Origin of the sequence: Streptomyces sp. RB17 (genome assembly GCF_009604455.1) — a bacterium.
GTDB lineage: Bacteria > Actinomycetota > Actinomycetes > Streptomycetales > Streptomycetaceae > Streptomyces.
In genome coordinates, this window is record NZ_WEGL01000007.1 from 269,434 (window position 1) to 290,343 (window position 20,910).

The 20,910-nt window shown below is 69.8% G+C and carries 19 protein-coding genes and 1 pseudogene; 15 read left to right on the forward strand and 5 right to left on the reverse strand.

Annotated features, from left to right (window positions below):
* Window positions 1-57: 57 nt before the first annotated feature.
* Entirely contained in the window at window positions 58-1,116 is a 1,059-nt protein-coding gene (locus SRB17_RS29690) for a 3-keto-5-aminohexanoate cleavage protein (protein WP_323376416.1), read from the reverse strand.
* Window positions 1,117-1,423: 307 nt separating this feature from the next.
* On the reverse strand, window positions 1,424-2,446 hold the full coding sequence (locus tag SRB17_RS29695) for an AraC family transcriptional regulator (protein ID WP_153543235.1): 1,023 nt from the start codon (window positions 2,444-2,446) through the stop codon (window positions 1,424-1,426).
* A 185-nt stretch (window positions 2,447-2,631) separates the two neighbouring features.
* Here SRB17_RS29695 and SRB17_RS29700 point away from each other — a divergent pair, with 185 nt between their 5' ends.
* From SRB17_RS29700 to SRB17_RS29765, 14 genes are all read left to right on the forward strand, one after another.
* Entirely contained in the window at window positions 2,632-3,741 is a 1,110-nt protein-coding gene (locus SRB17_RS29700; protein ID WP_153543236.1) for a TauD/TfdA family dioxygenase, read from the forward strand.
* A 23-nt stretch (window positions 3,742-3,764) separates the two neighbouring features.
* Window positions 3,765-3,953 carry a hypothetical protein gene (locus SRB17_RS29705; protein ID WP_153543237.1) on the forward strand — a complete coding sequence of 63 codons (189 nt, stop codon included), beginning with the start codon at window positions 3,765-3,767 and terminating at the stop codon, window positions 3,951-3,953.
* Window positions 3,954-3,984: 31 nt separating this feature from the next.
* Entirely contained in the window at window positions 3,985-4,527 is a 543-nt protein-coding gene (locus SRB17_RS29710; protein ID WP_153543238.1) for a winged helix-turn-helix domain-containing protein, read from the forward strand.
* Entirely contained in the window at window positions 4,524-5,054 is a 531-nt protein-coding gene (locus SRB17_RS29715) for a transposase (protein WP_416237103.1), read from the forward strand. Before SRB17_RS29710 ends, SRB17_RS29715 begins: the two co-directional genes overlap by 4 nt.
* A 421-nt stretch (window positions 5,055-5,475) precedes the next feature.
* Complete coding sequence (locus SRB17_RS29720; RefSeq protein ID WP_323376417.1) at window positions 5,476-5,847, forward strand: nuclear transport factor 2 family protein; 372 nt, start codon at window positions 5,476-5,478, stop codon at window positions 5,845-5,847.
* Between the two features lie 287 nt (window positions 5,848-6,134).
* Window positions 6,135-6,668 carry a hypothetical protein gene (locus SRB17_RS29725; RefSeq protein WP_153543240.1) on the forward strand — a complete coding sequence of 178 codons (534 nt, stop codon included), beginning with the start codon at window positions 6,135-6,137 and terminating at the stop codon, window positions 6,666-6,668.
* An 11-nt stretch (window positions 6,669-6,679) separates the two neighbouring features.
* Window positions 6,680-7,693, forward strand: coding sequence for a hypothetical protein (locus SRB17_RS29730; RefSeq protein ID WP_153543241.1), 1,014 nt, complete (start codon window positions 6,680-6,682; stop codon window positions 7,691-7,693).
* 20 nt (window positions 7,694-7,713) lie between these two features.
* The gene (locus tag SRB17_RS29735; RefSeq protein ID WP_323376418.1) at window positions 7,714-9,048 is read left to right on the forward strand and encodes a Dyp-type peroxidase; all 1,335 of its coding nucleotides are present in this window, start codon (window positions 7,714-7,716) and stop codon (window positions 9,046-9,048) included.
* A gap of 60 nt (window positions 9,049-9,108) precedes the next feature.
* A complete protein-coding gene (locus tag SRB17_RS29740) occupies window positions 9,109-10,008 on the forward strand; it encodes a bile acid:sodium symporter family protein (protein ID WP_153543242.1) in 900 nt (299 codons plus the stop codon).
* Window positions 9,998-10,207, forward strand: coding sequence for a PAS domain S-box protein (locus tag SRB17_RS29745; protein WP_153543243.1), 210 nt, complete (start codon window positions 9,998-10,000; stop codon window positions 10,205-10,207). The genes SRB17_RS29740 and SRB17_RS29745 overlap by 11 nt, the downstream gene beginning before the upstream one ends.
* Window positions 10,208-10,302: 95 nt before the next feature.
* Window positions 10,303-12,201, forward strand: coding sequence for a SpoIIE family protein phosphatase (locus tag SRB17_RS29750; RefSeq protein ID WP_153543244.1), 1,899 nt, complete (start codon window positions 10,303-10,305; stop codon window positions 12,199-12,201).
* Between the two features lie 450 nt (window positions 12,202-12,651).
* The gene (locus tag SRB17_RS29755; protein WP_153543245.1) at window positions 12,652-14,436 is read left to right on the forward strand and encodes an ABC transporter ATP-binding protein; all 1,785 of its coding nucleotides are present in this window, start codon (window positions 12,652-12,654) and stop codon (window positions 14,434-14,436) included.
* A gap of 90 nt (window positions 14,437-14,526) precedes the next feature.
* Window positions 14,527-15,489: an alkylmercury lyase family protein gene (locus SRB17_RS29760; RefSeq protein ID WP_153543246.1), complete on the forward strand. Its 963-nt coding sequence runs from the start codon at window positions 14,527-14,529 to the stop codon at window positions 15,487-15,489.
* An 8-nt stretch (window positions 15,490-15,497) separates the two neighbouring features.
* On the forward strand, window positions 15,498-16,001 hold the full coding sequence (locus SRB17_RS29765; protein ID WP_228396352.1) for a DUF5990 family protein: 504 nt from the start codon (window positions 15,498-15,500) through the stop codon (window positions 15,999-16,001).
* Window positions 16,002-16,373: 372 nt separating this feature from the next.
* On the opposite strand, the gene SRB17_RS29770 is transcribed toward SRB17_RS29765, so the two are convergent.
* The 3 genes and pseudogenes from SRB17_RS29770 to SRB17_RS29780 form a co-directional block, all read right to left on the reverse strand.
* Window positions 16,374-18,866, reverse strand: coding sequence for a peptidoglycan recognition protein (locus tag SRB17_RS29770; RefSeq protein WP_153543248.1), 2,493 nt, complete (start codon window positions 18,864-18,866; stop codon window positions 16,374-16,376).
* Window positions 18,867-19,037: 171 nt separating this feature from the next.
* Window positions 19,038-19,199: pseudogene (locus SRB17_RS46730) on the reverse strand (site-specific integrase); the annotation flags it as partial.
* Between the two features lie 137 nt (window positions 19,200-19,336).
* Entirely contained in the window at window positions 19,337-19,633 is a 297-nt protein-coding gene (locus SRB17_RS29780) for a GYD domain-containing protein (protein WP_153543249.1), read from the reverse strand.
* Between the two features lie 850 nt (window positions 19,634-20,483).
* On the opposite strand from SRB17_RS29780, the gene SRB17_RS29785 reads away from it, so the two are divergent.
* Entirely contained in the window at window positions 20,484-20,624 is a 141-nt protein-coding gene (locus tag SRB17_RS29785; protein WP_153543250.1) for a hypothetical protein, read from the forward strand.
* Window positions 20,625-20,910 lie beyond the last annotated feature (286 nt).

Genomic DNA, 20,910 nt, shown 5'->3' on the forward strand with positions numbered 1-20,910 from the left:
GCTCCCGGAGGGGGGGTCGCAGGGATGGAGAAGAGGGCCGGGTGAGGATCCCGGGGATCAGCCCTGGACGTCGCGCAGCATGAAGCCCCGCTGTCCGGGGCGGCGGTTGGGCACCATGCCGAGCCGGGCGAGGGTCTCGTCGGCATCGGCGTAGTACTCGCCGAGCTTGTAGATCCGCTTGGCATCCGCTCCGGAGGCGATCTCGCGGCCGAGCGCCTCGGAGATCCTCACCATCTGCTCGACCTGGGCGACGGAGGACATCCGCTCGCCCTTGGCGCGCCAGAGGTTGTCCTCGTTGCCGACGCGCACGTGCTGGCCGAGGGCGATGGCGACGGCGTTCATCGGGGCCACGGCGCGCATGGAGCTCTCGATGGTCAGGACGGCGCCGTCCGGCACACGGCGGATGAACTCGACCAGGTCGGCGGGGTGCCGGCCGGCGAAACCGCCGCCGATCGCCACGTAGTTGAGGATCAGTGGCCCGGTGTAGACGCCCGCGCGGATCAGCCGCTCCACGGTCTCCAGCTGGGCCAGGTGGGCGAGCTGGAAGTGGGGCTGGATGCCGTTCGCGTGCAGGCGCTCGAGGTGCTCCAGGTAGAACTCCGGACCGGCTTCGACGACCATGTCGCGGTAGGCCCGGTAGTAGTCCGGCTTCGCGATCGACGTGCCCTGAAGGTCGTCCTCGTTCATGATCTCGACGATGTTCATCTGGCTGGTGTTGATCGCGATCGTCACCTGGTCCGGCGCCGGGGTGAGGTCGGCCAGCAGGTGGCGGGTGTCGTAGGCGAGCCACTTGGCGTCGCCGCCCTCGCCCTCGGGGGCGAAGGAGATCGATCCGCCGATCTGGAGCACCATGTCCGGCACGGCCTCACGCAGCCGCCCGAGCAGTTCGTTGAACATGGACATCCGCTTGGAGCCCTTGCCGTCGAGCTCACGCACGTGGATGTGGAGCACCGTCGCGCCGGCGTTGTAGCAGTCGACGGCCGCCTGTACGTGCTCGTCCATGGTCAGCGGTAGGTCGTCGGCGTCGCCGGGAAGCCACTCGGGGCCGTACGGCGCGGCCTGGATCACCAGCTTTTCCTGGTTCTCGGGGAAGAGGGAGTCGTCGTGGAAGTGCACGGTGCTTCTCCTTGTCGCAGGGGTGATCGCGTCACGGGGCAGGCGGGGGACGGGACGACAGGGCATGCGGCAGCGGACGTCCGGGCCGGTGGCGAGCACCTGGCCCAGGCGGTCTTGGGCCGGTCCGGAGGGGGTGCTCTCAGGGGAGCAGCAGAGCGCCCCCTCCGGAGGCCGGCCGCCTGCGCGGTGGTGTCACGGTAGGGCGAGCGGTAGGCGTCTGCTTTGCTTGCGGGGACAAGTGACTTGCCGATCGGGGACAGGCGTGCGGGCCATCGGCCCTGCCGTCATGCCATGCGTCCCCGCGGGCTCACCTTCCGCCGTGCGTCGCCGTGCCGCCCCGGCTCTTGCGCCACTCCCGCGGACCGGTGCCGAAGTGCTCGTGGAACCAACGGGAGAACGCACTCAGCGAGGAGAACCCCAGCAGCGTCGAGACCTCGGTCAGGGAGCGACTGGGATTGGCGACGAACTGCTCCGCCAGCCCCATGCGGGTCGAGTTGAGCAGGGAGGAGAACGTCTCGCCGGAACGGGCCAGATGACGGTGCACGGTGCGCCGGTCGACGCCGAGGCTGCGTGCGATCTGCTCGATGGAGCAGCGCCCGGTCGGCAGCAGCGCCTCGATGAGGTCGCGCACCCGGTCGGCCTCGGACGCCTCCCTGGGAGCCGCGACGGGCTCGAAGTACTGGCGGGTGTAGCTGCGCAACTGCGCGTCGGCCATGGCGTTGGGGGCGTCCAGATCCTCGGCGTAGCAGACGATGCCGTTGAAGTCGCGGTCGAACTCCACCAAGGGACCGAACAGGCGGCGGTGGCCGGTGGTGTGCCGTGGCGCCGGGTGGACGAAGCAGACCGACGAGGGGCGCCAGTGCGGGCCGAGGAAGCCGCACAGAACGCGGTGGAACGCACCCACGGCGAGCTCCGTGCCCTGCCGGGCCGGCTGCGACTCGCCGAACCGGAGATCCACCTTGAGCGTGGCCACCCCGTTGCCCTCCGAGAGCCGGGCGTGCAGCACCTCGTTGTACGTGTGCTGATGGCGGATCAACAGTGCCAACGCGCTGCGCACATCAGGCTCTTCACGGACGAGCAGGCTGATGGGACCGAGGTTGGAGAAGCGCCGTAGTTCCGCCAGGAGCAGACCGAAGTCCTCGCGCCCTGAGGCAGCAGCGGACAGCTCCAGCAGTCTGACGACCGCCGTGCCGGAGATCCACCGGTCCTGCACGGCCAGGTCCGCTGTGTCCAAGCCGACGCTCTTCATCAGTGCACGGGGATCGAGACCAAGGGAACGGCTCAGCTCGACGTAGCCATTCAGCGCGGCGGTGCGGACAAGGGGCCTCATGGGCACGCTCCAGGGCGGCAGGGTCCCCAAAAGTTAAGTTTCCCGTCCCTGTGCGTCAAGCATGGGAGGCGAGTGATTCGTAGCATCCCCGTTCAACACGACCGTGCGGCGACCGGCAGCCGTGCCCCCTGACCGCCGCACCGCCGGAAGAAGCTGCTCGGCTCACCGACCTCGCGGAGGCGACCATGGCCGAAACTCCAGGTACGAGGACAGCGCCGCCCAGGCCGTTCACGGGTCCCGCCCTGTGGTACGGCCCCGATGTGGCAGACCGTGACGACTGGATGGTGCGGCTGTCCGCAGAGCACCGCAAGGAACTGCGTACGGCTGTGCACACCGCCCGGGGGCGAGGCGCCACCCTGCTGCGGATGACCGTCGCCGACTTCCCGCTGCCCACTCTCGCCGCCGAGCTCGAGCGCGCAGCGGCGGCACTGGCCGAGGGACGGGGCTTCGTCCTGCTCCGGGGCGTGCCGGGGGATCTGCTCGGCGAGGCGGAAGCGAGCATCGTGCTGCGCGGCATCAGCCAGTACCTCGGCAGGCCCGTTCCGCAGACCTCCGATGGCCGCATCCTCTGCCACATCCGGGACGCCGGCCCGGTGCCGGACGGGCCGGTTTCGCCCATGCCCCTCACCCGGGCGGCGCTGCCATTCCATACCGCCGAGTCGGACCTGCTCGGCCTGCTGTGCCTGCGGCCGGCCCGCTCCGGCGACCGTACGCTGCTGGCCGGCGCGGCCGCCGTGCACAACGCGGTGCTCGACACCCGCCCTGATCTCGCCGGGCGCCTGTACGCCAGCCACCTCTTCGACCGTCACGAGGGACGGGCGCCCGGCGAGGAGGCGTACCTGGCCTCCCCGCTCGTCACCCGGCACGGCGACAGGCCCAGCATGCGCTACGACCGCGCCCGCTTGACCGGCGCCGCGCACACTGCCCGCGACGGTGGTCCGGACGACGCCCGGGCCGCCGATCGGGCGCTGTACGACCTCATCGAGACGACGGCCGCCTCGCCCGCCGTCCGCCTCGAACTGGATCTGCAGCCCGGTGACCTGCTGCTGCTCGACAACCACGTGGTGCTGCACGCCCGCTCGGCGTACGAGGACTTCGACGCACCGGAGCGCAGACGCCATCTGCTGCGCATGTGGCTGGCCCGCGACGAGGACACCGACACGACCGTCCGGTCAGCCGGACCGAACTTCCGCCCTGTGCCGCGCACCGGCGTCACACCGAGCGACGTCATCCGCCCCCGGAGCCTGCGCAGAGCGCGCCCCGGCTGTGGCGTTATGCCGCTGCGTACCCACTGACACGAATCGAGGACGGCCCAGTCATGCCCAACCTCGCCACGCTCCTGGTGAACTCCGCCGCCGTGCACGGAGCGCACGTCGCCGTACGGCACGACGACACCACCCTGACGTACGAGCAGCTCGACGAGGCGAGTGCCCGGCTCACAACAATGCGGTCGCGGCATCGGCATCGGCTAGAGATCTTTAACGGTGCGGGTTACGGCGGATCGTGACGGCTGTCGTGGGCCGCGCTATGCCGGGAGGATGAGGTATCCCGATGGCGGCGGCTTGACGGCTGAGGAACGGGCTCGGCGTGAGCAAGTCCGGCTCGCGGCCGCCGATCTGATCGAGGCCGGGGCCAGTGATCGGGAGGTGGCCCGGCGGTTCAGGGTGACCCGGATGTCGGCGAACCGCTGGCGGCCGGCCTTGGCCTCAGGAGGTCGGCAGGCCCTGGCCTCCAAGGACCCCGGCGGTGCTCGCTGCAAGCTCGACTCAGGGCAACTGCGACTCCTGCAGAAGGTGTTGGATGCCGGCCCGGCCGCCTCCGGCTGGCCTGACCAGTGCTGGACGCTGGCGCGGATCGCCGGGGTCGTGCGCCGCCAGTTCGGTGTCGAGTACACCCTGGCGGGGCTGGACCTGCTGCTGCACCGCATCGGCGGGAGTGTGCAGGTGTCCTCCCGCAAGGCCACCGAGCGGGGCGAGGACAAGATCGCCGCCTGGAAGGACGAGCAGTGGCCCGTCATAAAAAGAGGGCGGCGCACTTGGGCGCCTGGCTCTGCTTCGAGGACGAAGCCGGCCGGGGCCTGAGGCCGCCCAAGGGCCGCACCTGGGGCCGGCGGGGTCACACCCCGGTGGTGCGGGTCACCGCCGCGGGCACCAAGCGTGTCTCCATGGCCGCGCTGATCTGCACCAAAGCCGGCCATCGGCCCCGGCTGATCTACCGCATCCACCTCGACCGCGGTCCCTCCAAAGGCCGCCGCAAGGGCTTCACCGAGACCGACTACGCCCGGCTGCTCGATGCCGCCCACCAGCAGCTCGGCGGCCCCATCGTTCTGGTGTGGGACAACTTGAACACGCACGTCAGCCGCACTATGCGGGGGCTGATCGCCGCCCGATCATGGCTGACCGTCTACCAACTGCCGCCGTACGCTCCCGAGCTCAACCCCGTCGAGGGCGTGTGGTCGCACCTGAAGAGGTCGCTGGCCAACCTCACCAAACACGGCCTGGACCAGCTCACCGCGTTGGTGAAGACGCGGCTGAAACGCATGCAGTATCGGCCCCGCCTCATCGAGGGTCTCATCGCCAAGACCGGGCTCGACTTCCAACCGCCGTAACCTCAGCCGTTAAAGATCTCTAGCGCAGTCGGTTTCGCGTCTCGTCGACGTCAGTCGGTCATAGTTCACCTGGTCCTCCTCGCTCTTACCGGGGGACTCGGCAATGTTGCGTACGCTCTGTACGTCAGCAACCTCACTGCGCGGCGAGCACCGATCCCGTCCGCCATCGCCCCAGGTAAAGCCGAGCATATTCGTTTGGTGTGATCTTGAGGCACGCTGTTCGCGTGGTGAGCGAGTTAGCCGGACGGGTCGTGGGAGCTCTTTCAGTGGAGCGGCAATCGTGTTCGTCGCCAAACGTCTCGTATCGCATAGCGGGCGATGGTCCCAACCTCCAGCGACGATGAAAGAGGGCTCCGCGAAGGGAGCCCTCCGAGTACGCGAGAAGAGGGGATCTCTGGTGTCGAACGGTCCCATGGCGGCCGTGGTCCAGTACGTCGATGCCTTCAACCACAGTGACGCCAAAGCGATGGCAGCAACATGCGCTGACCCCATGCAGATCCTTGACGGAATGGCACCGCATGTGTGGCAGGGGCCAACGGCCGGCGAAGACTGGTGGAGGGACGTGCTTACCGAGGGTGAGCACCTAGGGGCTTCGGGGTACCACATCGCCCTCGGCGAGCCACGGCATGTCGAAGTCACCGGTGATCACGCCTACGTCGTTGTGCCCGCGACCATGACATTCGACCTGCAGGGCAGACAGGTCACCCAGACCGGCTCGGTGTTCACAGTGGCGCTGCGCAAGATGGGCACAGAGTGGCGACTCGCGGCCTGGGCGTGGGCGAAAGGCGCGTGAGCGGCCCGCAGCCGGCGTAACAAGACCGCAGCGCACACGGGCAGTCTCGGGGCGCCATCCGCGGTCGTCTCTGACGCGGACGCATGGCCTCACGGACCTTCGTCATCGTGTTAGGAGGCATTGATCAGCTGTCTCCGCCAGGTGGTCCGCGCCGCGCGGGACGCGCGACCTCAGTGGCCGGCAGCGGGAGCTGCCGGCCCCCTCCCGTTCCCGCTTGGCGGGCGCGCCCCGCCGTCCGGTGCCACGCTGGATGAGGGTTCCGGCCTGTGAGATGCGGAGGAGCGGACATGGAGATCAAGCCGCAGGCGGTCGCCATCCCCAAGGAGACCGACCATCTGGAACAGGGCAAGTACGGGCCCGTCTTTCCCAGGACCCCGGCCTGCTACGGGTTCACCATCATCGCGAACGTCAAACCGGGCAGGGCCGAAGCGATACGGGAGCACGGCCGCACCCTGGCCAAGGCGCTGGAGCAGGATCCGTACCTTCTCGCACCTTTGAAGCTGCACTACCTGCGCTGGGTTCTCTTCGACGACGACACCCGCTTCCTGTACCAGGGAATCTTCGACACCGACTTCGACAAGTACACCGAGGACGCCGTCGCGCTGTTCAGCAAGGCGGGTGTGAGCACCACCTTCGAGAACCTCGAAGGGTTTCCCGAGGACTGGCGGACGAATCCCGAGGGGTTCGTGCGGTTCGTACGGGAACACCACTGTCCGAGCTTCATCGAGTACGGAGAGTATCCGTACGTGACGGCGGACGAGATCAAGAAGGCTTTGCGGATCAAGGGCGCCCTTTCGGAGATGCTCGATCAGATGCAGTGAGGCTGAGCGCAATGGGTGAGGTCAAGACCGCGCGCACGTACAACCAGCGGCACATTCCGCGGGAGTACACCCCTGGCGGCCGGCGAGTGAGCATCTACGTCTCGTGGAGCTATCCGGCCGAGACCGGTCGCAACGCGGCCGAGCTGGACAATCGCTTCTCCACGATGACCGAGGTCAGGCGGGTGGCCTGGCCCGCGTACGAGGACCCGAAGTGGTCGGACCCGTACCGGTTCCAGCAGGGCATCGCCGGCTCACTGGAGCTGTTCTTCTGGGCCTGGGTGCCGTTCCAGGACTACGTCGAGGAGGTCACGGGGCATCCCGTCCCGGTGTATCAGCGCATCGACCAGGCCGGTTTCTTCACACCGCTCGATGAGCGGGTGCTCGACGATACCGATGTGATGTTCGTGTTCGGGCTGGACCACGCCGTCACCGAGCAGGATGCCCAGCCCGGGGAGATCGACGCCCTGCGGGCGTTCCTCGCACGGGAGGACGCCTGCCTCATCCTGGGCCCGCACCACGATGTCGGCGCCTCGGACGACCTGAAGGTCCGGGAGATGGAGTACCGCCACCACGGCGATCCCCTGGTGCCCCGGCAGCAGCGCTTCGCCACCTACGTCAGGGACCTGATGAAGGGCCTCGGCGTGCCGGTGATGAACCGGTACGGACTGCGTCCGGCGACGCGCGAGGGCAACCAGATCGCCCCGCTGTCCACGGTCCGGGACCTGGATCCGAAGGGCTGGCTGGAGGGGGTGACGAACTTCAACTTCCACATGCACCTGCCCCACTACGACGTGACGACCGACGACCCGGGCGCCATTCGTGTGCTGGCCAGGCAGCCGATCGACACCTCGAGGCCGCATCCGTTCACGGAGGCCGGCAACTCCGAGTTCAGCATGTTCCTGTGGATGCCGCCCAGCGGTGACCGCGCGGCCGATCTGCTGCTGGCGGACTCGACGATCTTCAGTTCCCTGTTCGGCGGAGACGACAGCCTGCGGAACTTCTGGCGCAACCTCGTCTCCAAGTAAGGCTGGCCTGGAGGTCAACCGTGAGCTTGCACACGGACGTCGCGTTGGAACTCGACGACATCCAGCGTGGGGTTCTCAGTCCCCGGCCGACGCCGTACGCCGCGACCTACCTCGCCTTCCGCATCGACGACCAGGGCGATGGGCGGGAGTTGATGCGGCGCGCGAGTACGGCGGTGACCTCCGCGGCGGACTCCGCCAGCCCACTCGGAGAGACGTGGGTGAGCGTAGCCGTCACCTGCCGCGGCCTGGAGGTACTAGGGGTGCCGCGCGCCTCGCTGGACACGTTCGCCTGGGAGTTCCGGCGGGGAATGGCCGCCCGCGCCGATGCACTGGGCGATGTGGGCGAGAGCAGCCCGGAGCGCTGGGAAGCGCCGCTGGGCAGCCCCGACGTCCATGTGGTGATCACGGCCGTCGCGCCCGACCCGGTGCACTTGGAGGCGGCCGTCGACCGGGCCCGCCCCGCCTACGACCGACTGTCCGGCGTGACGGCGATATGGCGACAGGACTGCTACGCGCTGCCGACCGAGACCGAGCATTTCGGCTATCGCGACGGGGTCAGCCATCCGTCCGTCGAAGGCAGCGGCATACCAGGATCGAACCAGTTGGAAGTGCCGCTGAAGGCCGGTGAGTTCGTCCTCGGCTACCCGGACGAGATCGGTGGCATCCAGACCCCGCAGCCGACCGTGCTGGGGCGTAACGGCAGCTACGCCGTCTTCCGCAAGCTCCATCAGAAGGTCGGCGAGTTCCGCCGCTATCTGAAGGAAAACTCCAGCGGTCCCCAGGACGAGGAACTGATCGCTGCGAAGATCATGGGACGCTGGCGCAGCGGCGCTCCCCTGGCGCTGGCTCCGCAGGCCGACGATCCGGCCCTTGGCGCGGACCCGTACCGCCGTAACACGTTCCTGTACGAGAGCGACGATCCGGCGGGGTTCAAGACTCCCGGCGGCTGCCACATCCGCCGGGCCAACCCCCGTGACGCCGCAGTGGCAGGAGAGGTGCGACTGCACCGCATGATCCGCCGCGGCGCCGTCTACGGCCCGCCGCTGCCCGAGGGGGTACTGCAGGACGACGGAGCCGACCGCGGCCTGATGTTCGCGTTCATCGGCGCGCACCTGGGGCGGCAGTTCGAGTTCGTCCAGTCGCAGTGGATGCACGACGGCGTCTTCTTCGGCGCGGACAATGCACAGGACCCCGTGACCGGATCCCGCGACGGCTCCGCCGACTTCACCATTCCCCGGCGGCCGCTGCGCCGGCGCCTCGCCTCGTTGCCGCGGTTCGTCGTCACCCGGGGCGGCGAGTACTGCTTCCTGCCGAGCCTGACCGCCCTGCGCTGGCTCGGCGGCCTGCACGACTGACAGCGTGGCGACGGACGCCCCGGCGCCGTCCCCACTGCTCCGCCGCCGGAGGTCAAGCTGATGGAGACCCTGCACCTGGTGCTCAACGCAGTCACCGTCATCTTCATCGCGGCCACCATGTTCGCAGCCGGCCTGGGCGCCACGGTCTCGGCACTGCGCGGCATCTTCACCGACGTCCCGCTCCTGTTGTTGGCGCTGATCACCAACATGGCGGTGGTCCCGCTGCTCGGCTGGGGCATCGGTGCGCTGTTCGGCCTCCCCTCCGCCGCCTTCATCGCGCTGATCCTGGTCGCCGCCTCCCCGGGCGGCCCCTTCGGGGCGAAACTCGCCATGGTGCAGAACGGTGACGTCGTCGGCGGCGCGGCGATGCAAGTGCTGCTCGCCTCGGTCGGCAGCATCACCTTCGCCCCCACCGTCAACGGCCTTCTGACCGCCGCCGACGTCGGCACCAACGTCTCCCTCGACGTGGGAGCACTGGTGCGGACGGTAGCCCTGCTGCAACTCGTGCCGTTCGCGATCGGCCTGCTGATACGCCGATACGCCGAGCCCACCGCGCGGTCGTGGCACCCCCCGGCGGCGGCAGTCTCCAACGTCACGTTCCTGATCGTGCTGGCGGGCATGCTGCTCGGAAACTGGAAGGGTGTCGTCGCGCTCCTCGGCTCTCTCTCGCTCCTCGCCGGGTTCCTGCTCTCGGCCATCGCCTTCGCCGCAGGAACGCTGCTGGCCACGGGTCCGCCCGTGCGGCGTACCACCATGGGCGGTGTCGCGTCGGTACGAAACGCCGGTCCCGCACTGGCCGCGATCGGCATCGCCTTCAACGACCAGCCCGCTGTCCTCGGAGCGCTCGCCGCCATCCTGCTCAGCGGCCTGGCAGCAGCCCTTCCGATCGCCACGTTCCTCAGCAGCCGGCGAAAGCCCCCTACGGCAGCAGAGACGGAGGTGGGGACGCATGACCGATGATGACGCGCTCATGCTCATCGACGAGACGGGCCGGATCATCGAGTGGCGCCGTCCCGCCGAGGAGCTTTTCGGACGGTCCGCCACAGAGGCCGTCGGCCGGCCCGTGGCCGCACTCATGGGCGACGTGGTCGCGCTCATGGGCAGGCGGCCCCCGCCGACGCATGGCATCGGGAGAAGCTTTCGAGCGGGCCCCCTGTAGTGGTCCAGCCGGTACTTCGAGGGACGTCGGTGGCCTGGGAAGTGCTCAGGCCGGCGGAGTCGACCACGGCCGCGGATTGGGCGATCCTCAGGGCGATGTTCACGCAGTCTCCGGTGAGCCTGGCCGTACTCGACCAGGACCTGCGGGTGGTTCGCATCAACACCGCGACACGCAGGCTCCTGGAGAGCCCACGGGAACACGTGCTCGGTCAGCCCCTGACAGAAGCCTTCGTGTTCGAGGAGCCCGCCAAGGCGGAGGCCGTGGCTCGCGGTGTACTCAGGAACGGACAGTCGGTGCTGAACAGCCGCTCGGAGGTGCTGGGCCTGGTGGTTTCCGCGATCGATGTCACCGACCGCGAGGTCGGCCGTCAGCGGCTGGCCGTCCTGGAAAGCGTTCGTGCCCGGGTCGGACAGCGGCTGGACGTCGTCGCCGTCTGCGAGGAGTTCGTGAACGCGGTGGTCCCCGACTTCTCGGGTGTCGCCGCTGTGGAGGTGGTCGAGGATGTGGTCCGCGGAGAAACACCTCCGCTGGCCCCCGTCGACCGTGATCTGCCGCCGCGCCGGGCCGCCTTCCGGGGCCATGTATCGGCCTATCCGGTCGGCGAGGTCCGTGCCCTGCCGTACGGAACACCGTTCTCACGCGTGCTTTCCGATCTCCGGCCGCGCCTGGTCCCGGTGGAGGAGGACAGCCCGTGGCTCTCAGCGGATCCGGTCCGGGCCGAGGCCATCCGCCGCTCCCATGCGCACTCTCTGATCGTCGCTCCCCTGGCTCTGCGGGGGGAGGTGCTCGGTGTGGCCAGCTTCTACCGTCGCCAGGAGGAGGACCCCTTCACAGAAGAAGACCTCGCGCTGGCGTTCGACTTCTGCGCGCACACCGCGCTGTGCATCGACAACGCCCGCCGGTACGTCCGTGAGCGGACGATCGCAGCTACCGTGCACCGGCGGCTTCTCCCCCAGCATCCTCAAGCACAGACCACCGTCGAGATCTCCCCTCTGCACCTTCCCAGCCCCCAGGGCGGAGGCTCATGGTTCGACGTGATCGCGCTGCCCGGCGCGAGGACGGCCCTGGTGGCCGGCGACGTCACCGGGCACGGGGTTGCCACAGCCACCGCCATGGGACAACTGCGCACGGCCATCCACGCTCTCGCCGCGCTGAATCTTCCGCCGGACGAGCTGCTGGCCCGGCTGAGCGACACCGCCGTCCGCCTAGCCGCCGAGCGCGCCGCACTGCCTCCCGGCGACCCCCTGCACCGCGAACCGCTCACCGCCGCCTGCGGCATCGCCGTCTACGACCCGGTCGACCACACCTGCACCATCGCCAGCGCCGGACTCCCGCAGCCGGTCGCCGTCTTCCCCGACGGCTCCTCAGTCGCCCTGCCCGTCCCGGCAGGACCCCTTCTCGGCGCCGCAGGTGAAGAGCCCTTCCCCGCAACAACGGTCGACCTCCCCGAGGGAAGCACCCTCGCGATGGGCACTTCCGTGCTGGCGGACGAGGTCCTCTCACCAACCGGCCCTCTGCGCCCGCTGCTGGACCACGGCAGTCAACAGCGACTTCCGGACCTGTGCGACACGATCGCCTACGCCCTCAACAGCGCCGACCGGACCAACGAGAGTCTGCTCCTGCTGGCACGCACCACAGCCCTACCCTCCAGCCAGGTCCTGAGCCGACCCCTTCCACACGACCCCACCGCCGCACCCCTCGCCCGTAGGGAAACCCGACGCCAACTGGAGATCTGGGGCGTCGACGAGGAGACGGCGTTCACCACCGAACTGATCGTCAGCGAACTCGTCAGCAATGCCGTCCGCTACGGCGCCGCTCCCCTCCAACTGCGTCTGATCTTCGATCGGATGCTGACCTGCGAGGTCAGCGACGGCGCGATGAGCGCTCCGCTGGTGAAACATGCGCGCACCGTCGACGGCGCACACCTGCCGACAGCTGGCCCGCCGGCCGCCTCTCGGGCAGACCTCTCGCCGGAACGCATCCAGCACACATGAGGCCGGGAAACCGCGTGAACACGCGAGAATTACGGAGGGGTGTTTCCCCAGGCCAGACAGCCCGCAGTCGACGTTTCCGCAGGTCACAGACCCGCCCAGGGAAAACTCCTCTGCTTCTGACATCAACGGGGGCGGTCACCCGCGATCGGGGCGCCTCTTCCGGCACCACATCCTGGGGCTGAGGCTCAACGACTGGACCTTCCTCGGCGTCTTCACGGCGGCGGCGTACCTCGTCCTCACCTCCCGCTGCCCCCGCTAGAGCACCGCACGGCCGAAGGGCCCGTCAACGCCGGCCGAGGAGGACCAGGCGCGGCCCCGGACCACCGCCTGTCAGGCCACCGGCGGCTGACCCGACTCTCCTGTCCCTTCCTGTTCGCACGGCCCCGGCCACTACGGTGCCATCACCCCACCGCGTACGAGTTCATACGAGACCCACCGGGTAAGGACCCCATGGACCCACAGCACGACAACCAGCCCGCGCCAGAGCCGGTCACGGCAGCTGAGCAGCAGTCAGCATGGCGGCAGCTACTCGGCTATGCGCACCCGTACCGCTGGGCGCTGCTGGCCGGCGCGCTCCTCGCACTCGTCACCGGCGCCACCGGTCTCGCACTGCCCCTGGTCGCTCGGGAACTCATCGACCGGCTCGCCCACCACCGGCCGATCACCACGCCGCTGCTGGCGATGACGGGCCTGGTGCTCGCCAACGCCGGGATCGGCGGAGTGGGTTCGTACCTGCTGCGGCGCACCGCCGAGTCCGTGGTGCTCACCGCCCGCCGAAGACTCACCTCGTACCTGCTGCGGCTGCGCATCGCCGCCGTCGACCGCAGTGAGCCCGGCGATCTGATGGCGCGGGTGACCTCCGACACCACCCTGCTGCGTGAGGTCACCACCGACACCCTCGTCGGCCTCGGAACCGGCGGGCTCACCCTGATCGCCACGCTGGTGCTGATGGGTGTCGTCGATCCGGTGCTGCTGGCGGTCACCGTCGGCGTCATCGCCGGGGCGGGGACCGTGATCGGTGTGATGATGCCGCGGATCAACAAGGCCAGCCGGGCAGCCCAGGACTCGGTCGGGGCGATGGGCGCCGCCCTGGAGCGCGTCCTCGGCAACCTGCGCACCGTCAAGGCGTCCGGCGCCGAACACCGCGAGGAGCAGGCGGTGTACGACGCCGCGCACGAGTCGTGGCGACAGAGCGTGCGCTCCGCCAAGTGGTCGGCCCTGGCGGGGAACATGGCCGGGCTGTCGATGCAGATCGCGTTCCTGACCGTGCTCGCGGTGGGCGGCGCCCGGGTGGCCACCGGCGCCATCGACGTCGCCACGCTGGTCGCCTTCCTGATGTACATCTTCTATCTGATGTCCCCTGTCCAGCAGGTCATCGGCGCCGTCACCCAGTACCAGACCGGCGCCGCCGCCATCGCCCGCATCCAGCAGGCCCAGGCACTGCCCGCCGAGCCGGAGGCCCGGCCCGCCCCGCTGCCGGCGCCAGGCGCCGAGCCCGCGAGCCTGCGCTTCGAGGACGTGCGTTTCCGCTACGCCGACGACCTGCCCCACGTCCACCACGGGGTGTCCTTCACCGTCCCCGCCCGCGGCATGACCGCCTTCGTCGGCCCCTCCGGCGCGGGCAAGACCACCGTCTTCTCCCTCGTCGAACGGTTCTACGACCCGACCGGGGGCCGCATCGTCCTGGACGGCCGCGACCTCGCGCGCTGGGAGATACCCGCACTGCGGGCCGCCATCGGCTACGTCGAACAGGACGCCCCCGTCCTCTCCGGCACCCTGCGCGACAACCTCCTGCTCGGCAACCCCGACGCCGACAGCGACGACCTGCGCCGCGTACTGAAGACCACCCGCCTCGACGACCTCGTCGCCCGCCTCCCCCGCGGCCTGGACACCCTGGTCGGGCACCGCGGCACCAAGCTCTCCGGCGGTGAACGCCAGCGCGTCGCCATCGCCCGCGCCCTGCTGCGCCGCCCCCGCCTGCTCCTGCTCGACGAGGCCACCTCGCAACTGGACGCCGTCAACGAAGCGGCCCTGCGCGACACCATCGCCGACGTCGCCCGCACCACCACGGTGCTCGTCGTCGCCCACCGGCTGTCCACCGTCACCATGGCCGACCGGATCGTGGTCATGGACGCCGGAAAGGTACGCGCCGTGGGCACCCACCGTGAACTCGTCACCGCCGACCCTCTGTACGCCGAACTGGCCGCCACCCAGTTCCTCGCCACCACCGACTGACCACACCGGTGACCGCTTACGCCTTGACCTTCCAGTGCGCTGGAAGGTCTACCGTCGGTCGCATCAGCAGTGACCTGGGAGGAGGCCACTATGCGCATCACGGTTCTGGCGGTCCCCGACTGCCCCCACGCGCCCCTCGCACGGGAACGGATCGACCAAGCGCTCGGCGGGCGAGCCGCAGACGTCGAGGTGGTCGAGGTCGCGGACGAGACGCAGGCCGTACGGCTCGGCATGACCGGCTCTCCCACCATCCTCATCGACGGCACCGACCGCTTCGCCCTGCCGGCCGTGACCGCCTCCGTCTCCTGCCGCCTGTACCGGGGACCCGACGGCCGGACGGAGGGAGCGCCCAGCGTGGCCGACCTCCAGCAGGCCCTGGCGGTCGCGGAAGCCGGCGGAGACTGCGACTGCCCGCCCCTGGACGCGGCAGGTCGCGACGGTCGTGACCGCCTCGCTCCCATCAGCGGAGGACTGCGGGCAGTGCAACAGGCCATCCTGCGGTCCTTCGCAGGCAACGGCCGCGCACCCGAAGCCGCCGACCTGGAGCAGGCGGCACAAGCCTTCAGCCGCGACCGCCACGAGGTCCTGGCCGAGTTGGCCGCCGAGGACTTCGTCACCCTCGACCGCCAAGGACGCATCCAGGCCGCGTATCCCTTCTCCGCCACGCCCACCGCCCACCGCGTCCGCCTCGCCGACGGCACCGAGCTGTGGGCGATGTGCGCGATCGACGCGCTCGGCATCCCGGACATGCTAGGCACCGACGCCGTGATCATCTCCTCCGACCCGGTCACCGGCGAGACCATCACCATCACTTCCACCAGCGGGCAGATGACCTGGCAGCCCCACAGCGCCGTGGTCTACGTCGGCCAACAGGCGTGCACCGGACCCGCCGCACTCGTCACCTGCGGAGCCCTGAACTTCTTCACCGGTCGAGAAACCGCCCGAAGCTGGGCCGAGCAGCACCCCGACTACACCGGCAAGGTCATCGATCAGGCCCACGCCGAAGCCCTCGGGCGGTCCATCTTCGGCTCGCTCCTGGCGGGAGGCGAATGATGGCGGTCATGCGCATCCGCATCGACGCCGTCGACCTGCCCGGCCGCACCTGCCCACCCGGCGTGGTCACCGGCAACGACCACAGCCCGACCTACCGCAACATCCATGTCGCTGTACAACGCCGGGACCGCCCGACCGAACTCCTCGACCCTCACCCCGGGGACGCCACCTCGGCGACCTGGACCCTGGAGTGCACCACGACGGCCTCACCGAACGGCATTGACATCAAAGGCCCTTATGTACAGGGCCGTCCCGGAGACCGGTTCATCTACCTGTCGTGGGGCACGGTCGACGACTCCGGTGCCTTCACGATGTTCCGCCGCGCCAAACTCCTCCTCGGCGCCGTCCCTGCGGAGGTGCTCGACGCAGCCGCCGGCACCGGGCTGCTCGTAGGGCACCTCGGCCTGACCGACGCGCGCGGCGGGGCCCTGTGCGCACGGGTCGTACCGCCGCGCATCACCTGGACCGCCGGGCAACGGCCCGATCCGGCGGAACGGATTCAGCACACATGAGGCCGGGAAGCGCCGGCGGGTGTCGCAGGTTCGAATCCTGCCGGGGGCGCGGAGAGAAGGGCCGGCTCAGGAGGGTTTTCCTCCCGGGCCGGCCCTTCGGCGTTTCAGGGGTCGTGCCACGGACGTGCCGCTACGGGCCCGCAGGGTCCTTCTCGGAGCGGGCGGAAGCCGCTCCCCCACCGCCCCGGATCAAGGGCGGCGAGAATCGCGCCAGCTTCATGAAAGGCCCCCCACATAACCTTCACGATCAAGGGGCGCAACCCAGCACGGGAAGGGTCGGGACACGACAGCCGAAGCCGGATGGTCGCGCAGGAGCCCTCTGTCCGCGGACTTCTCGCGGGCGGAGGGCTCCTGTGAGGTGCGGCCGGCGGTTCAGCCGATGGTTGCGATGCCGTCGGTGGTGATGGTCGGGCGCCCTGAGGTGCCGACCACGACGATCTTCAGGGTGTGCTTGGCGGAGCTGGACCAGGTCTTGGTCCAGATCGCCTGGCGGTAGAGGGTGGTGGAGGACTTCAGGTCCACCGTGCTGACCTTGGTGCCGTCGACGTAGATGTACGCCTGGCCCGAGGTCGAGGCCCGCGAGACGATCCAGGCCACCGAGCGTCCGGTGAACGTCCAGCTGATCGAGGCCCCGGCGGAGGAGGAGCTGTAGGAGTAGCCGCCCAGGTAGCTGGTGCTGCTCCGGTGTGTCCAGGTGCCGGTCCGGGTGGTGGAGGTCTCCTGGATGATGTTCGGCGTCCGGTAGACGGAGGCGCCCGCGGCGGTCCCGGCCACGTCGTACGCCTTGAGGGCGAACAGGTCCGAGGTGCCGGGCTTGGCGGTGGTGTTCCAGGAGGTCACCGTCGGGCCGAAGGTGGCCGAGGACGGCGAGGTCGCCATGACCTTGGCGAGCGCCGCGTTGTCGGCGGCCTTCCAGGTCACCGTGACCGGCACCGCGGTGGAACTCACCGTGCCGGTGCGCACCTTCACGCCGGGAGCGGTCGGGAAGGTGGGCGCGGTGGTGTCACCCACCAGGGTGACCGAGCCGGACAGCGTGGTGGAGCCGCGGACGTGGGTGGCGCGCACCTGGACGGTGTGGCTGCCGGACGCGACCGAGATCGAGGCGGAGCGGGCGGAGCCGGAGGTGTGCGCCACGGCCTTGCCGTCGACCAGGACGTCGAAGCCGGAGATCACCGCGGACGGTGTGGCGGTCGTCCAGCTCACCGTGGCCGCGCCCTTGCTGTAGTAGCTCGTCCCGGACTTGGCCGCCCCGCCGGACATCCCGGTGACGGAGACCGTGCCGACCGGGCCGGCCGCGTAGGAGCGGATCGTGCTCAGGGCGTTGTAGAGCTGGTTGCCGGGGCAGTCGGTGGCGTAGCCGTTGCGGTGCCCGGAGACGGCGTTGAAGTTGTAGCTCTTGCCCAGGGTGAAGCCGTAGCTGTCGGACGCGCCCTCGGGCAGCGACGCGGTACCCGTGCCCGGGTTCACGCCGGTCATGCCGAACTTCCAGGCCGCGATGCGGGCGATGGAGGCCAGCATCGCCTGGCTCGGTGTGGCCCCGGGGAAGGTGCTGGCGGTGGAGTCGCCGCCGCTGAGGTCGGTGTACGTGCCGATGGCGGCCACGCCCATGCTGTTGGTGTTGAACCCGTAGGTCTGGGCGCCCACGACCGGCAGCGCCATCCCGCCGAAGCGGCCCTCGAAGATGGTGCCGCACTTGTCGACGAGGAAGTTGTAACCGAGGTCGCGCCAGCCCTGGTTGAGGTGCTCGGCGTAGATGCCGCGCACGATCGCCGGGGAGTCGGCACAGGAGTAGTTGTTGGTGGTGTCCGTGTGGTGGACGAACATCACCTTCACGGCCGAGCCGTACGTCGGGTAACCCGATTCCCGCGCGCACTCGTCCGCACCCCAGCCGGCCCGGGTGACCACGGTGGGCGGCGCCACCGTGGAGGTGGTCGCGGCGGGCATCGGGTCCGGCGGGGTCGGCGAGGACGAGGGTGAGGGGCCGGCCGAGGAGGCCGGGCAGGACGGGTACGCCTGGTCCATGGTCGGCAGCTGGCTGGGCCAGGACGTCGGGGACGCGCTCGGCGAGGTGGAGGCGGAGGTCCCGGTCGACGGCGTGCCGGACGCCGGGGCCGTGGCCGTGGCCGTGGGGCTGACGGTGGCCGTCGGGGAGTCCGTGGCCGTGGGCGAGACGGAGTCCGTCGCGGTCGGGGTGACCGAAGCGTCGCCGCCCGCTGTGGCCGTCGCGGTGTCGGTCGGGGCCACACTGTCCGTCGGCGTCACGGTGTCGGTGGCCGTCGCGTCCATGGCGTAGGCCGCCAGGCCCATGCCGGAGTTCGCCGTCCCGCCGGTGGCGGGCTTGCCCGGGTCGACCAGGTCCACCCGCAGCCCGCCGGGCAGCGCGGTCGTCTTGCCCGCGCCGGTCGCGCGGACCTGGATCCCGTTCGACGGCCCCGACCACATGGGTGACATCCCGCCGCGTACACCGGGACGGTTCAGCTCGGCGGCGTCGGGGATGTCGTCCGGCTGCTGCATCTTCAGCCACGGTGTCCAGTGGCCGTCGGCGGCGGAACGGGTCCGCACCTCCACCGTGCCGCGCAGCTTGGCGTGCGCGCCGTTCCAGGTGACACCGACCATGCTGAACGGAGCCGTGGACCGGGCCCCCAGCGTCTTGAGCGACGCGCCGGCCCCGGTCAGGGACAGCGAGTGGACATGCGTCTTGATCGGTCCCTGCGCGGCCGACGCCCCATGGCCCGGCGACCCGGCGATGGCGACGGTCGCCACGGCCACGCCGCCACCGGCGACGACCGCCCCCAGCGCCAGCCACGTGCGCTTCTTCAGACCGGCTCGACGGCGACCGCGCCGAACCCTGTGTTCAGTTCTCATGCCCCACCCTGAAGCCCCGTTGGAGTTCTCAGCTCAACCATTGGAGGGCACAGCTGTCACAGGAGTGCCCAGGAATATCAGCGCACCCGAACAACAAAGCGTCACCATGGGGTCGGCCCTCGGTACGGAGGCGTCCGCGTCATGGCCCGCCTGAGTGGCATGAGCGGGATCGACGGCACGGCGACGGCGGCTCTCGGGGTCGTCGTCATGCAGGACGCCGCGGCGGCGCTGGACCTGGTGGCGGACGGAGGGGACTCGGTTGTCGAGGTCGACGTCCGACCAGCGGCGGCCGACGATCTCTCCCCTGCGGAGGCCCATGGCGGTGGCGAGCATCCCGCGCCCTGAGCGGCATTTCGTCAAGACGGCATACGGCGCACCGGCAGCGCAGCTGGGGTGAACTCCAACTCGGGCAGGGAACCGGGCTGTTGAGCCGCCTCGCCGGACGCCGCCGCTCGCACGTGCGGTGGTCGTCAGCCGGCCGCCTTGGCGATGATGCGCTCCATCTCCTCTCTGCCGAAGGCCCGCAGAGTCGTGGAACGGACGTTGCCCACCCCGTCGAGCTGCAGCAGTGCCGCCGTGGCTGTCTCGTCGTCGGGTGCCTCGACGATGGCCACGAGGTCGTACGGACCGACGGTCCAGTAGATGGTCAGGAGCTTCGCCCCGAGCTTCTGCACCGCTGAACCGAAGGCCTCGGCGCGCCTCGCGGTGTCCTTGTAGTTCCGGATCCCTTGATCAGTCCAGCTCAGCAACGCGACGTACGTCGGCATGATCTTCCACCTCCACCAGGGGGACACATCGCGAGGTCAAGCCTGGGCACCTGGGCCGGAACCCGCGCGAGATGCGCACCCGAACGAGCCGGACGGGGCCTTTGCCGATGCCCTACGGCTGCTGGCACGTACCGCCCTGAAGGACTGACACCTGGTTGGCCTCACAGCGTCACACCTTGGGCACGCCCGGAATGCCGGTTATGTGAGCTGTCGGTACGTTCATCGCAGGTCGGTCGTCCGGCCGACGCACACAAGGTAGAGAGAAGTGCCCATGCCCTCGCGTACATTCGCTGCGGTCGGTGCTGGAATAGGCGCGACCGTCCTTGCGGCCGCCGGCATCACCTATGCCCCGACCGCCGAATCCACCCCCGCTTCCCCGTCCGTCCACCAGGCGGCCCAGCCGCTGCACCACCCCGCCCAACCGGCCCACCACGCCGTCCAGCCTGCGCAACCCGCAGCATCCCCGGCTCCTACCGCTTCTGCCACGGCTCCTTCGGGCGCCAAGAGCGGGGGCGGAGGTGGAGGCGGAGGCGGAAACGGGGGCCGCGACGGCGGTGGTCGCAATGACGACGGTGGACGCGACGGAGGCGGCGGACGCGACGGCGGCGGACGCGACGGCGGCGGCGGGCGCGACGGGGGCGGACGCGACGGCGGCGGTGGACGCGGTCACGGCCACAGGGGGTTCGGAAGGATCTTCTTCAACGAACGTTCGTTCCCCGGCTTCGTCGAGGGGTGCATCACCGCGGTCAGCGGACCGGGCGCGCACAGCTTCAATGTCCTCAACGAAAGCTGGAGGACCGTCGAGGTCTTCCGGGGCTTCAACTGCGACGGTGGCCCTCCGATCGCCACCGTGGGACCCCGCAGCGAGACCTTCGGCGTGGTGCCCCATGACCACGACGGCGAATTCGGTTTCGACGGCCATGGCGCGTTCGGTCGCCACGGCGTCGTGGGCAGCTTCCGGGTGGTCTGCGACCACGACGGGTGGTGGTGACAGCACCGCCCGACGCACGTCGACGCACATCGACGCACGAAAGTCCCCGAACCGGCAGCGGTCCGGGGACTTTCCCCATGCGCGTCGGCGTCCAGGGAATGCGGCTGCACGCGAATCACGCCCCTCCGTTCAGTCCGGAAAAGTGCCCCGGCGCGTGAACATGTGGGTAAGTGCCGCCATAGGAACCCATATTCGGGGCGTCGCAGACGGCGGTGTAACGCCGTAGCGCCTGCGAAACGCAGAAGCAGGAAGGAGTGGGGTGCCGACCCGGCTGAATTGCGGCGCC

Coding starts and splice junctions, on each gene's coding strand:
- SRB17_RS29695 (WP_153543235.1), bottom strand. CDS start 2,446: ATGAGGCCCCTTGTCCGCACCGCCGCGCTGAATGGCTACGTCGAGCTG.
- SRB17_RS29700 (WP_153543236.1), top strand. CDS start 2,632: ATGGCCGAAACTCCAGGTACGAGGACAGCGCCGCCCAGGCCGTTCACG.
- SRB17_RS29705 (WP_153543237.1), top strand. CDS start 3,765: ATGCCCAACCTCGCCACGCTCCTGGTGAACTCCGCCGCCGTGCACGGA.
- SRB17_RS29710 (WP_153543238.1), top strand. CDS start 3,985: ATGAGGTATCCCGATGGCGGCGGCTTGACGGCTGAGGAACGGGCTCGG.
- SRB17_RS29725 (WP_153543240.1), top strand. CDS start 6,135: ATGGAGATCAAGCCGCAGGCGGTCGCCATCCCCAAGGAGACCGACCAT.
- SRB17_RS29730 (WP_153543241.1), top strand. CDS start 6,680: ATGGGTGAGGTCAAGACCGCGCGCACGTACAACCAGCGGCACATTCCG.
- SRB17_RS29740 (WP_153543242.1), top strand. CDS start 9,109: ATGGAGACCCTGCACCTGGTGCTCAACGCAGTCACCGTCATCTTCATC.
- SRB17_RS29745 (WP_153543243.1), top strand. CDS start 9,998: ATGACCGATGATGACGCGCTCATGCTCATCGACGAGACGGGCCGGATC.
- SRB17_RS29750 (WP_153543244.1), top strand. CDS start 10,303: ATGTTCACGCAGTCTCCGGTGAGCCTGGCCGTACTCGACCAGGACCTG.
- SRB17_RS29755 (WP_153543245.1), top strand. CDS start 12,652: ATGGACCCACAGCACGACAACCAGCCCGCGCCAGAGCCGGTCACGGCA.
- SRB17_RS29760 (WP_153543246.1), top strand. CDS start 14,527: ATGCGCATCACGGTTCTGGCGGTCCCCGACTGCCCCCACGCGCCCCTC.
- SRB17_RS29765 (WP_228396352.1), top strand. CDS start 15,498: ATGCGCATCCGCATCGACGCCGTCGACCTGCCCGGCCGCACCTGCCCA.
- SRB17_RS29770 (WP_153543248.1), bottom strand. CDS start 18,866: ATGAGAACTGAACACAGGGTTCGGCGCGGTCGCCGTCGAGCCGGTCTG.
- SRB17_RS29780 (WP_153543249.1), bottom strand. CDS start 19,633: ATGCCGACGTACGTCGCGTTGCTGAGCTGGACTGATCAAGGGATCCGG.